We start from the raw sequence: 12,119 nt of genomic DNA, 5'->3' as shown, positions 1-12,119 counted from the left end.
GACGGCTGCCGGGCGGCACACCGGCACACGGCGGTCGGGGCGAATGGCCCAGCAGGGGCCCGTTACCCGTTGGCGTCGCCTCCACCGCGGTCGCCGCCGTCGCCGCGTCCCGCGAATCCCGCTGCCCCGGCCACCACGACACGCAGCACCATCAGGGAGGCCCACCAGGGCCGACGCGCCCAGGGTCGTGACGACGGCGGGCTTCACCGGGCCGGCGCCGCAGAGCGCGCTGGACCAACTGGTCGGTGAGCGCGCCGACCTGGGCGCACCGGCGCAGGGCGCCCTCCGGATAGGTGGCCTCGTCGGCCAGCACCGCGGGGCCCTCACCGTCTTCTGCTGGCGGCTCGATCCGGCCGCGCAGGGGCGCGAGCAACTCCTCCATGCCACCCCCAAGGAGCCACCCGCACCGCTGGCTTCAGTGTGCGACGGCCTCTTCGCGGACCGTGACGACCTTGTCCCGCCGTACCGTCGGCGGCAATGCGGGAGGGCCGTTCCGGCACCGGTGAGGGGGCTCTCCGACAGCTCCGGGGATACGGCGCGGTTCGCCCTCGGCGGGCGTCAGAGGTCGAGCAGTTCCTCGTAGAAGCCGCCGAAGCCCCGCTCAGGGTCGATGAGATGGATCTCCAGGATCCAGTGAAGGAGCTGTCCCGCCTCGTCCGTGCGCCGCAGCGGTCTGCCGTTGGCGGGCACGATGTGGGAGTCGACGTCCTCCCAGTCGTTGTACTCGGGCGGGAACTCGCCCACCAGATGGCCGGCGTGCCAGCCGCCGAGCTGCCAGCCCGCCTCGGCCGCCAGCCGCTCGACCTCGGCGTAGAGCTGCTTGCCGGTGATGTCCGGGTCCGCTTCGAAGGCGCGGCGTCCCGCCGCGAAAACGGTCGACAGATCGTCGCGCAGGCGGTGCTTGACGGGGTCGTCGCCGAGCACGAAGGTCCGCCCGAAGTCGGCCTCGAACTCCTAGAATATCGGCCCGAAATCGGCGAATACGATGTCGTCCGCGCCGATGACCCGGTCCGGCGGGTTCTCGCGGTACGGCAGGAGGGTGTTCGGTCCGGACCGCACGATCCGCTTGTGCCAGTAGTGCGTGGTCCCGAACATCTCGTTCGCCAGGTCACGGATCCGGTCGCTGACCGCGCGTTCGCCCTGGCCCGCGGCGACCAGGCGCCGTGTCCCGATCTCGGCGAACAGCGACGCCGCTTTGGCCTGGGCGTCCAGGAGCCGTGCCGCGCGTGTGGATTCGTCCGTCACATCGCTCACCGTAGGAGTACCGGCTTCGTTTCGGCAACCGTACTGATCCTGGGCGGATGTGACCGGCGGCGAGCGCCGCCGCGAGCCGCCGCGCCTCTTCCCCCGCGCTTGAGCCGCGTCCGGCCGGCTCCGTGGAAGGCGGGCCGGGAGGCGCGGAACAGCCGGTTCTCCAGGGTGCGGCCGACGGCCTTGTCCTGGAGAAACCGTCCCGCACGCATGTATCTCGCATATGTGATGCCGGTGCGGGAGATCACACCGCAAATGCCAGCAGGGGCAGGCGAGATGCCTCTCGTTTGATCCTCCAGTCTCCGGCTCCCGTTTCCGTGCCCTGACCCAGTGGTACGGCCGGGTCCCGCTTGTTTGACTGAGCCATGGACCTGAATACGGTGGTGGAGATACGAGATGCGCGACACCCCGCTCCATGGCTCCCGGGTGACGCCTGGCTGGGTGGCGGGACCTATCTCTTCTCCGAGCCGCAGCCCCATCTGCGGCGCCTGGTCGATCTGAGCCGGACAGGCTGGGTGCCGGCACAGGTCCTCGACGACGGTTCGCTGGAGATCGCGGCGACCTGCACGATCGCGCGACTGTCGCGCTTCGGCAGGGCGTCGGGCGCCCGGTCGGCGCCGCTGTTCGAGCAGTGCTGCCGGGCGTTCCTCGCCTCGTTCAAGATCTGGAACATGGCCACGGTCGGCGGGAATCTCTGCAACGCGCTCCCCGCCGGCCCGATGATCTCCCTCACCGCCGCCCTCGACGGGATATGCCTGCTGCGCTCCCAGGACGGCGCGCTGCGCCGGGTCCCTGTCGTGGACTTCGTCACCGGCGCGGGTCGCAAGGACCTCGCCGAGGGGGAGTTACTGCGCTCGGTGACCCTGCCCGCGCGTGCGCTGAACAGCAGGACCGCGTTCCGGCAGGCTTCCCTCCACGGGCTCGGACGCTCGGGCGTACTGGTCATCGGAACGCTGGACCCGCTGGACCATTCGCTGTCGGTCACCGTCACGGCCTCTACGGTACGGCCGGTACGGCTGTGGTTCGCGCTGCCGCCGTCCGCGGCGGAACTCGGGGCTGCCATCGCGTCCGCCGTCGCCGACGACGAGTGGTTCGACGACATCCATGGACTGCCCAGGTGGCGGAGGCACATGACCGCGCGGCTGGCCGAGGAGATCCGCGCCGAGCTGAGCGGGGACGACGAGCGATGAGCTTCTCGGTCCGGGTGAACGGGCAGCCCTCCGACGCCGAGCCGCGCGCCGGCCAGTGCCTGCGCACATATCTGCGCGACCGCGGCTGGTTCGGGGTGAAGAAGGGCTGCGACGCGGGCGACTGCGGCGCCTGCACGGTCCATGTGGACGGCGAACCCGTGCACAGCTGTCTGTATCCGGCCTTCCGCGCCGATGGCCGATCGGTCACCACGGTCGAGGGCCTGGCCCCGGGAATCGGCGAACTCCACCCCGTACAGCGGAAGTTCCTGGACGCGCAGGGCTTCCAGTGCGGATTCTGCACGGCGGGCTTCCTGATGACCACGGCGGCACTCGACGACGAGCGACTGGAGGATCTGCCAAACGCGTTGAAGGGCAACCTGTGCCGCTGCACCGGCTACCGGGCCATCGAGGACGCGATCCGCGGCGTCAGGCACGCCGAGGAGTCCGGAGCAGGCGATGCCGTGGGCCGCAGCCTGCCCGCGCCCGCCGGGCCGCAGGTTGTCACGGGAACCGCCCGCTTCACCTTCGACATCGATGTGCCGGGGCTGCTGCACATGAAGCTGCTGCGCTCCCCGCACGCGCACGCCCGCATCATCGCGATCGACACCTCCGCCGCCCTGCGCGTGCCCGGCGTGCACACCGTCCTCACCCACCACGACGCGCCCGAACGGCACTTCTCCACCGCCCGTCACGAACACCCGGAGGAGGACCCGGACGACACTCGCGTGCTGGACGACACCGTCCGCTACGTGGGCCAGCGCGTCGCGGCCGTCGTCGCGGACAGCGAGGCCGCCGCCGAGGAGGGCTGCCGGCGTATCGAGGTGACGTACGACGTGCTGCCCGCCGTCCTCGACCCGGAAGAGGCGATGCGGCCGGGCGCCCCCGTCGTGCACGCCAAGGACGCCGCGCGGGCCCGGATCTCCCGCCCCCGCGACAACGTGGTGGGCGAGACGCACGGCGAGGTCGGCGACGTAGAGGCGGGCTTCGCCGAGGCCGACGAGATCTACGAGGAGACCTTCCGCACCCAGCGCGTCCAGCACGCCAGCCTGGAAACGCACGGCGCCGTCGCCTGGATCGAGGACGGCCGGCTGACCGTACGCAGCAGCACCCAGACTCCCTTCCTGACCCGGCGCGCGCTGTGCGCCCTGTACGACCTGCCGCCGGAGCGGGTGCGAGTGCTCGCGGGCCGGGTCGGCGGCGGCTTCGGCGGCAAGCAGGAGATGCTGGTCGAGGACATCGTCGCGCTCGCGGTGCTGCGCCTGCGCAGGCCGGTGAAGCTGGAGTACACGCGCGCCGAGCAGTTCTACGGGGCCACCACCCGGCATCCCTTCACCGTCCGGGTCAAGGCGGGCGCGCGCGGGGACGGCACGCTGACCGCCCTTGAGCTGCGGGTGGTGTCCAACACGGGCGCGTACGGCAATCACGGCCCGGCGGTGATGTTCCACGCCTGCGCCGAGTCTCTGGCGGTGTACCGCTGTCCCAACAAGAAGGCCGACGGCTTCGCGGTCTACACCCACACCGTCCCGGCGGGGGCCTTCCGCGGCTACGGCCTCGGACAGGTCATGTTCGCCACGGAGTCGGCGCTGGACGAACTGGCCCGTCGTATCGGCATGGACCCGCTGGAGCTGAAGGCGAAGAACATCATCGGCCCCGGCGAGCCCATGATCACCGCGAGCGGCGAGGAGGAGGACCTGTACATCGCCAGCTACGGGCTCGACCAGTGCCTGGCCGTCGTACGCCGCGCCCAGGCCGAGCCCGCCGCCCCGGCCCCCGAGGGCTGGCTCGTCGGCGAGGGTACGGCCCTGGCCATGATCGCCACCGGCCCGCCGGGCGGCCACTTCGCCGATGCCCGCGCCACCCTGCTGCCCGACGGGACCTTCGGCCTGGCCGTCGGCACCGCCGAGTTCGGCAACGGCACCACCACCGTGCACCGGCAGATCGCGGCGGGCGAACTCGCCACCACCGTCGACCGGATCACCGTCCGCCAGTCCGACACCGATGCCGTCCGGCACGACACCGGCGCCTTCGCCTCCACCGGCGTGGTCGTCGCGGGCAAGGCCACCCTGCGGGCGTCACGCGCCCTCGCCGACCTGGTGCTGGACTTCGCCGCCGCCCATCTGGGCGTGGCCCGCTCGGACTGCCGGCTGACCGTGGAAGCCGTGGAAGCCGTGGAAGCCGAAGCCGTGGCGTACGGCGGCGAGGGCCGGCGGATCCTCCTCAAGGACCTGCACGCGACCGCCCGTACGGCCGGTGTCGAGCTTGCCGCGGACGGTCACTTCGGCGGCACTCCGCGCTCCGTCGCCTTCAACGCGCAGTGGTTCCGTGTCGCCGTGGACCCCGGCACCGGAGAGGTCCGGATCCTGCGCAGCGTGCACGCCGCCGACGCGGGCAAGGTCATGAACCCCATGCAGTGCCGTGGCCAGGTCGAGGGCGGTGTCGCCCAGGCACTGGGGGCCACCCTCTTCGAGAACGTACGCCTCGACGAGCGCGGCGAGGTCAGCACCGCGGCCTTCCGCCGCTACCGCCTGCCCGCCTTCGCGGACGTCCCCCGCACCGAGGTCCACTTCATGGAGACCTCCGACGCGATCGGCCCCCTGGGCGCGAAATCCATGAGCGAAAGCCCCTTCAACCCGGTCGCCCCGGCCTACGCGAACGCCCTGCGCGACGCGACCGGCGTACGGTTCACGGAACTCCCGCTGACCCGCGACCGCGTCTGGCTCGGCCTCGAAACCGACGTAGGTCCGGAACCGGCGACACCTCCGCCGGCCTGACGGGGTTCGTACGTCGCGGCCGAGACGGCGGGGGACCGTGAGCCGCCTGGATGCCGGTCTCCGGCTGGGCTCCGGCGCTTCCCCACGACATCGATCGCGCCGGCGACGGAACAGCCGCGGGAGTCACAGGCGTGTCGATTCGCTTTTCTGACTCACTCTGGCTACTGTGACACTGGTAGTAGATTCGAAAATCGAACCAACCTGGCGGGCGTGTCCGCGGCAGCGGCTCTCATCGCCCCGCCCTTCACGGGAGCCGGGCAAGAGGCCGACGAGGTGCGCCGCCGCTTTCGCCGCACCGCCCAGACAGGAGACCGACATGACGTCCGTGCTCATCACCGGCGCCTCCAGAGGCATCGGCCGGGCCATCGCGATCGAACTCGCCGCCCGCGGCCACCGGGTCGTCGCGACTGCCCGCCGGCCAGAAGACCTCGACGATCTCCCCGTCGACCAGCGTCTGCGCCTCGACGTCACCGATCAGAAGAGTGTCGACGAGGCACTCCGTGACGCCGGAGAGATCGACGTGCTCGTCAGCAACGCGGGTGCGACGGTCCGCGCGCCGCTGGAGAACGTACCCGTCTCCGAGGTCGAAGCCCTCTTCCGGCTCAACACCTTCGGCCCCCTGCGGGTGGTGCAGGGTGTGCTGCCCGCCATGCGCGAACGAGGCGCGGGCCGGCTGGTTTTCGTCTCCAGCGTCCAGGGCCGGCTCGTCGTACCGATCATCGGCCCCTACGCCGCCAGCAAGTGGGCGTTGGAGGCGCTCGCCGAGACGCTGGCCGTCGAGGCGGGCCACTTCGGCGTCAAGGTGAGCATCCTCCAGCCGGGCTCCGTCTCCTCCGGCGGAGCCGAGCGCGCCAAGTCCTTCTTCACGGAGAACGACCCCTACACCCCCCTGTTCGAACAATTCGGCCTGCTGCGCGGCAAGTCCATCTTCGGGACCGTCACCCCCGAAGAAGTGGCCGCCGCGGTCGCCGACACGGTCGAACACCCCGATCCGCCCCTGCGCGTCCCGGTCGGCACGCCCGCCAGAACCGCCCTGGAGGCCCGCAAAGCAGCACCGGAGGACGTACCCTTCCTGCCGGTCACACTCGACTGGTAACACGATCGCCACCCGTGTCCCGCACGGCCCGCAGCACATCCCGTACGGGCCACACACGCTCGTACCGACGTGCGCCGGTACGAGCGGATGCCGCCCGCGACTCGTCACCGACATTCGATGGACTGGGCCGAGCCACCCCGCCTCCAGGGCCTGCCCGACGGACCGTTGCCCCACGGCAGGTGAGCTCTGGGCAGTGATCTGCGGGACGTGACTGGGGGACAGGCCTCAGGTCATCGCGAACTTGGCGACATACCCGCCGAAAGGCTCGATACCGACTTCCGCGCGGAGTTCGTCCATGCGCTCGGGCTCTTCGCAAGGCCACGGAATCGGTGCCCCGTCCTTCACGCCGGCGATCTGGGTGCCGTAGACCTGCTTGCGGCCCTCGTTGACCAGCGTGCGGTCGCGCAGGAAGGCCAGCTCGCGCGGGCCGGCGGAGCCGGCCGACACCGCCTGCTGCATCAAATGGAGGGCACGCCGCTGAACATCGAGCTGCCGGTCGGCGTGCTGGGCGATCAGCCATGCTGCGCGTGCGGCCTCCTCGCCGACCAGGTCTGCCGTCGGCCAGCCGTATTCGTCCATGATCTCGCCCAGCCGGTCGCCGTGCCGGGCGGTGAGCCGCCGCCAGGCCAGCTGTTCGGCAGGGTCATCGCTGTTCGCGCGGGCTGTGGACTGGTGATCGGCCGCAGCCATCTCCGCAAGCTCCACGGCCAGCGCGGCAACGTCGTAGGTCACTCTCAACTCCCAGGCTGGATCGGTGTGTTGTGCCGGTTGACCGCAAGCCTAAAGGTGCGAATCGGATATAAAGATCATTCTGAAGGACGGTGACAGGCACCTCCCCGCATGGGGAGAATGGATCTACCCCTGAAGCCAGAGCCTGATCGCCGCGACAGTCACGGTGCCCTGGAAGACATGGGCACGCTTGTCGAAGCCGACGGGTCGGCTGCCGCGACTGCTGCGGCGCGACGAGTACGCCTTGTCGCCGCCGAGATGCGGGGACGCCCGCCGCTGAGACGGCCAACGCGGATACGTTCCACGACGGGGATGAACCGCGGGGTATCGCCCCACTGGCCCGGAGTGATCGGCAGGGCCGGCGGACGGCGCCCGCCCTCTCCGGCTCTCCGGCGAGATGAACCTTGCGGGGGAGATCGCCCTGGGATCGTCCGTGCCCCTCGTCGGGACGGTGCTGCCGGGGCATGCGTCTTTTTTGCCTGGCGGGCGACGCGTGACGCGCTGATGGTCGGCCGCAACCCGCTCGGACGGGTCCTCCCCGTGCTGGGCGATACAGGGACACCTCCGGAGGCCGTGGATATGGTGGTCGAGGCGCTGAGAGCCTCGGGCGCCCCGGAGGGGTGCGAGCCGCTGGCCAGGCGCCTGCTCGCAGGCCACCCGATGTGGGGTGCCGAGGAGTGGTCATTCGACGCCGACGAGCAGAGCTGGATCTGCGACGGCGAACACAGCCCCCGGAAGACACCTTTGGGCGAGGGCCTGCCCCAGAAAGGCAGAGCCGCTATGCAGACCTGCCTCACCCCCCGTTGAGCAGGCCAGAACACACTCGGACGCCGTTGCTGATGGTCGTGGGGCCGCCGAGACGAGTGCTCATACCTGAACGCAGGACATGCGCAACTGTGCCAAGGCGTCCCACGCCGAGTCGGGAGCGAACAGGCCCGTTGATGTGCTGCGCCCGGGGGAGAACAGCACATAGTGCCTTGCGAGATAGGACAGGCCACCCCACGGCTCCTGGTTGTGCGCACGTGCGAGCACCTGGCCGCAACGCGTGCAGGTGATCCACGGGACAACCAGCAGATCAGCCGGCATCGGGTCCTTCCCGGCGGAGGATCCGGGCAACGGGACGGTGTCGGCGTGCTCGATCAACCTCAGCCCGGTGTCCTCCTGGTGGCCACTGAGGCATTGGCCGAGGCCCGGAGCGAGCGCGGTCCGCGTGCCCCAGACCTCGGCCGCCACAGCGATCTCAGCCCGTACGGTCTTGCTGATCGGCACCTGATGCCACGGGCGGTCCTCCGCCTTGCGATGCTCCCTCGTAGCCTCAACGGCACGGGCGGTACCCCTCCATCAGCCGCCGGGGGAAGCGGCACCCATACCGCAAACGGAATGCCTCTCAATGGCGGAACCGACACACCAATCCGTGCAGTTGACGGGTAATCCGATCCCACATCCCTATTCTGTGAACGGATCGGCGAGGGCGAAGGACCGGGTCGAAAACGCCCTCTCGCTCATGGCCGCCAAATTCAGACAACGGTCATCACTATCGGAGATCACACGCATGAACGACCAGAAGAACGCGAACGAATTTCCCCGGCGTCAATTCGTTACGCTCTCGGGCACCCTTGGTGCCGCGGCGCTGCTGACCGGTGTGGGAGTCATGGCGGGAACGACCGCCACGGCGAGTGCGGCGCACGCAGGACCGTCCCCCGACCCGTCGTGCCCCCCACCCCCTCCTCCCGGTGGGCCCGCGAGTCCCTGTCCGCCTTCTCAGATGCAGTCCCTCTGCGGCCGGCCCACCGACAACGACCCGCTCTGGCACGACGTTCAGTACTGCACGCAGGGCATCGTCCCGCCGGCACCGCAGCCCAGGCCCGACTGCTTGAAGACGACCCAGAATTACGTCGTGCTGCACGGAAAACCTGAGAATACGCACAACTATCTCCTCCTCCCCTCGTGCCGGATCACGGGCATTGAATGCCCGTTCATCCACATGGACTCGGCGGCGAACTACTGGCAGGAAGCATGGGAGAACGCGAGAAGCGGAGGAAGCGTCCCCGTGCAGTATCCGAATATCGGACTGGGGATCAACTCGCAGGGCGCCCGCCAGTTCAATCAGCTGCACATTCACATGGCCGGAATCAGGGCGAGCACACAGAGGCGACTCCAGGAACTCGAATCCCAGGGCCGCATGGCCACCCAGCCCTCCCAATGGGCCGCCCCGGGCAACCAGGCGCCCATTTCGGGGCCCGCGGGTTCAGGCGACCGCGTCTACCGCATCCTCAAGCTCCACGACCTCCAGCAGAACCTCTTCACGCTGCTGTACCGGAACGTGGTGGTCCCGAACTCGCTGAGCATGGCGAACCAGACCATGATCGTGGTCCCGAAGATGACGACCGCCGGATTCGCAGGTTCCTTCTACGTCCTCAACAGCGACACGTCCCTTCACGACGGCACAAGCACGTGCGACTACCTGCTGGTGTATAGATGACGGGCTCGCGGTCAGGGCGGTCGGCGAGGTGCAATGGGCTCTGATCGGTCCGCAGGCCGGAGACCGGAGGTCGGCAGCGGGACAGGGGGCTGGGGTGGGGACGATTCTCAAGGGCATGCGTCGCGTTCGGTGGGACGAGTTGGAGCATGCCTATGGCTCTGCGGCGGATGTTCCCGGCGTGCTGTCGCGGATCGCGTGGGGCGATGTCCGGACGAGTGAGGCGGCGCTGGGCGATCTCGCTCTGTGGATCGGTGAGCTCGCTGTCTTTGACGCGACTGTGGCCGCTGTGCCGTTCCTCTGGGACCTCGCGGTGAGTGACTCCGTGACGTGCAGGGCCGGGGTGATCGAGTTGCTGCGGTCGGTCCTCGAACACGGCAACCCTCCGCAGGCGAAGGTACAACTGGAAGCCCACCAGGCCGTGCTGAGTTGCAGGCAAACGGCGGACCGGCTCGCCCACGACGATGATCCGGTGGTGAGGGGAGCGGCCCAGGACCTGCTGGCCGCGATCGACGACCACAGGTGTGAGCCGTGCCGTCCGGTGTGATGGAAGGGCACGACCGTAAACCGGCTCGCCCACCGCTCGGGACCGCGGGGCAGAAACCGCTCGGTAGGGGACGGGAACCGCTCGGTGGCGGACGGGAACCGCTACGGCACCCACCACACACCCCGGCTCAAAACATCATGGTCTCGATCTGGATCCATCCCTCGACGGGACGGCTCACCCCCAGGGCACACATCGAGAACTGCAGCCGTATATCCGGGATCATGCCCATGTACGCCGCCATGAGCTGCCAGGGAGGGGTGCCCTGGCCCGAGACGTCCCGTAGGAGCGCCACCGCGTCCGCCGGGGAGAGCGGCGGGAGCACTTGTCGCACCGCCGTCCGGTCGGCCCGCGGTGTCAGCGCGCTCATGAAGGAACGGGCGACGTCGAGTGCGAAGGGGTTCGCGCCCCAGGGCGGGCCAACGGCCCAGCTCTCGCGCAGTCGCAGTGTCGCGCGGGCGACGTGGTCACGTTCGTCGCACTTCAGCTCCAGCGTGATCTCGTCCTGGAAGCCGCCGGTGGACAGACGCACGGTGCGGCCGGAGTCGTCCTCGTCCTCGTGGTCCGCACCGGTGACTTCATGGACGCCGAAGAAGGACCAGAACTCGGAATCCCTCAACTCGCCGTAGCGCGGCGGGCCCGGCTCTCCGCCCGCCTCGGCCCAGAGGCCCGGCCAGATGTTGACACCGACCAGGACCAGTGCGAGTTCGTCCTCGGTGACGGACCAGCCGTGCTCGCCGTGCTCCTGGGCGTCGACGCCCGCCGCGTTCTGGTGCCGGCACAGCAGCGAGTCGCCCGGCCAAGGGTCGTGGTAGACGAACCGGTTGCCCTCGTGGCCGGTGAGTGTGACGACGTGACCGGAGCGTCCGTCGTGCACGAACGCGACGACGCCGCTGCCGCCGATCTCGAAGAAGCGGCGCAGCCGGCGCAGCAACCGAGGCCAGGGAAGCGTGGCGACGGTGGGAATGGATTCCGTTCCCTGACGCGGGCGTCCTTCGACGAGTACGCACACCATCGGGATGCCGAACATCGTGTTCGTCAGATGCCAGCTCTGGCCGATCGTACCGCCCCGGTCGCCCGAGCCGTACAACGCCGGGTTTTCCTCGCGCAGTTGGTTTGCGGCCTGTTCCAGCACACGTACCCAGCCGACCCGGTCATCATGACTCTCAGGATCCAGCCGGACGGTCATGGACCGCTGGGACGTGACCGCCGGCCCGGTCCGGTGGTTGAACAGGTCCGGTATTCCGGTGTCCCCGTAGACCTCAGGTGTATCGGTGTCCCCGTCGCGCCGGGAAGCACCCTTGCGATCGCGCCATCGCCGCCATACTCCCATGGTGAGGAACGTACCGGCGTAGCATCGGTCCCACCATGGCCGATCAGGGACAGAGACTCCTGGCTCACCAAGTGCCCGGGTGTCCACACTGCGCGCGCCGCCACCGCTATGCCTTGCTCATAGGCCGACGCGAAGAGCCGTTGCTCTTCGCGGGCACACAGGAGATGACGGTAGAACTCCTCTGCCCCGAGACCCGCCGGAGCTTCGAGAGCCGGATCACCATCGGGTCCAACGAGCGATTCCTGCGGATCGCGGACCCTCACGCCGCCGACCACGTCACGGGAGCCACCCCCGCCGACACGGCGGACACGGAGCCGGCCGAGTGGATGCGCTCCTCGCGCCAGACCGCCACCGAGTACTGCAGGACGATGCTGACCGCTTCCTCCGGCGCCGTTCCGGTGCACTTCGCCCTGCTGCAATATCTCAACGTCCCGGCCCTCAACGGTGGTTGGACAGCACGTTGGGCCGCCGTACCCGCTCTCTTCTTCGTCCTCGCGGCAGCCGCCTTCGCTCTCGCTCAGCGTCCGCGCCTCGTCCAACTCGCCGACAGCTCGGCGGCGGCCTTCGACGTACTGCGCCGCACCACACTGCGCCGTATCGACCGGCTGGCACGGTGGGGCACCACACTCTTTCTCATGGGCACCGCCGGCGCGCTCGTGGCCTTCGTCGCTCTGCTCGGCGAGTAGCCGACGGCATCGCAACTCCCGCCCGCTTTGATCGACGGCG

Annotated in this window: 11 protein-coding genes and 2 pseudogenes; 7 read left to right on the top strand and 6 right to left on the bottom strand. The window is 69.5% G+C overall.

Going from position 1 to position 12,119, the window contains the following annotated elements; translation table 11 throughout:
* Positions 1 to 151: 151 nt before the first annotated feature.
* Together ACWGDX_RS27005 and ACWGDX_RS27000 are read right to left on the bottom strand one after the other, a co-directional pair.
* Positions 152 to 382 carry a hypothetical protein gene (locus ACWGDX_RS27005; protein ID WP_453629604.1) on the bottom strand — a complete coding sequence of 77 codons (231 nt, stop codon included), beginning with the start codon at positions 380 to 382 and terminating at the stop codon, positions 152 to 154.
* 176 nt (positions 383 to 558) lie between these two features.
* A pseudogene (locus ACWGDX_RS27000) lies at positions 559 to 1,254 on the bottom strand (M24 family metallopeptidase).
* A gap of 362 nt (positions 1,255 to 1,616) precedes the next feature.
* On the opposite strand from ACWGDX_RS27000, the gene ACWGDX_RS26995 reads away from it, so the two are divergent.
* From ACWGDX_RS26995 to ACWGDX_RS26985, 3 genes are all read left to right on the top strand, one after another.
* Positions 1,617 to 2,441: an FAD binding domain-containing protein gene (locus ACWGDX_RS26995; protein ID WP_453629602.1), complete on the top strand. Its 825-nt coding sequence runs from the start codon at positions 1,617 to 1,619 to the stop codon at positions 2,439 to 2,441.
* The gene (locus ACWGDX_RS26990; protein WP_453629600.1) at positions 2,438 to 5,212 is read left to right on the top strand and encodes a molybdopterin-dependent oxidoreductase; all 2,775 of its coding nucleotides are present in this window, start codon (positions 2,438 to 2,440) and stop codon (positions 5,210 to 5,212) included. The genes ACWGDX_RS26995 and ACWGDX_RS26990 overlap by 4 nt, the downstream gene beginning before the upstream one ends.
* Before the next feature lie 316 nt (positions 5,213 to 5,528).
* Positions 5,529 to 6,308, top strand: coding sequence for an SDR family oxidoreductase (locus tag ACWGDX_RS26985; protein WP_453629599.1), 780 nt, complete (start codon positions 5,529 to 5,531; stop codon positions 6,306 to 6,308).
* Between the two features lie 225 nt (positions 6,309 to 6,533).
* Here the strand turns inward: ACWGDX_RS26985 and ACWGDX_RS26980 are convergent, their stop codons facing one another.
* Together ACWGDX_RS26980 and ACWGDX_RS26975 are read right to left on the bottom strand one after the other, a co-directional pair.
* Complete coding sequence (locus ACWGDX_RS26980; protein WP_453629597.1) at positions 6,534 to 7,040, bottom strand: DUF6624 domain-containing protein; 507 nt, start codon at positions 7,038 to 7,040, stop codon at positions 6,534 to 6,536.
* Positions 7,041 to 7,163: 123 nt separating this feature from the next.
* Positions 7,164 to 7,512, bottom strand: a pseudogene (locus ACWGDX_RS26975) (IS5/IS1182 family transposase); the annotation flags it as partial.
* Between the two features lie 98 nt (positions 7,513 to 7,610).
* On the opposite strand from ACWGDX_RS26975, the gene ACWGDX_RS26970 reads away from it, so the two are divergent.
* Positions 7,611 to 7,844 carry a hypothetical protein gene (locus ACWGDX_RS26970; RefSeq protein WP_453629595.1) on the top strand — a complete coding sequence of 78 codons (234 nt, stop codon included), beginning with the start codon at positions 7,611 to 7,613 and terminating at the stop codon, positions 7,842 to 7,844.
* 60 nt (positions 7,845 to 7,904) lie between these two features.
* Here the strand turns inward: ACWGDX_RS26970 and ACWGDX_RS26965 are convergent, their stop codons facing one another.
* Positions 7,905 to 8,306 (bottom strand): hypothetical protein, encoded by a 402-nt coding sequence (locus tag ACWGDX_RS26965; RefSeq protein ID WP_453629593.1) that lies wholly within the window; start codon positions 8,304 to 8,306, stop codon positions 7,905 to 7,907.
* Positions 8,307 to 8,910: 604 nt separating this feature from the next.
* On the opposite strand from ACWGDX_RS26965, the gene ACWGDX_RS26960 reads away from it, so the two are divergent.
* Positions 8,911 to 9,519 (top strand): CDP-diacylglycerol diphosphatase, encoded by a 609-nt coding sequence (locus ACWGDX_RS26960; RefSeq protein WP_453629591.1) that lies wholly within the window; start codon positions 8,911 to 8,913, stop codon positions 9,517 to 9,519.
* A gap of 94 nt (positions 9,520 to 9,613) precedes the next feature.
* The gene (locus tag ACWGDX_RS26955; protein WP_453629589.1) at positions 9,614 to 10,063 is read left to right on the top strand and encodes a hypothetical protein; all 450 of its coding nucleotides are present in this window, start codon (positions 9,614 to 9,616) and stop codon (positions 10,061 to 10,063) included.
* A 127-nt stretch (positions 10,064 to 10,190) separates the two neighbouring features.
* Here ACWGDX_RS26955 and ACWGDX_RS26950 read toward each other — a convergent pair whose 3' ends face one another.
* Entirely contained in the window at positions 10,191 to 11,393 is a 1,203-nt protein-coding gene (locus tag ACWGDX_RS26950; RefSeq protein WP_453629587.1) for a hypothetical protein, read from the bottom strand.
* 164 nt (positions 11,394 to 11,557) lie between these two features.
* Here ACWGDX_RS26950 and ACWGDX_RS26945 point away from each other — a divergent pair, with 164 nt between their 5' ends.
* Positions 11,558 to 12,079, top strand: coding sequence for a hypothetical protein (locus ACWGDX_RS26945; protein WP_453629586.1), 522 nt, complete (start codon positions 11,558 to 11,560; stop codon positions 12,077 to 12,079).
* Positions 12,080 to 12,119: the final 40 nt, after the last annotated feature.

This window comes from Streptomyces sp. NPDC055025 (genome assembly GCF_053608565.1).
This window is presented reverse-complemented; position numbering and strand designations above follow the sequence as displayed.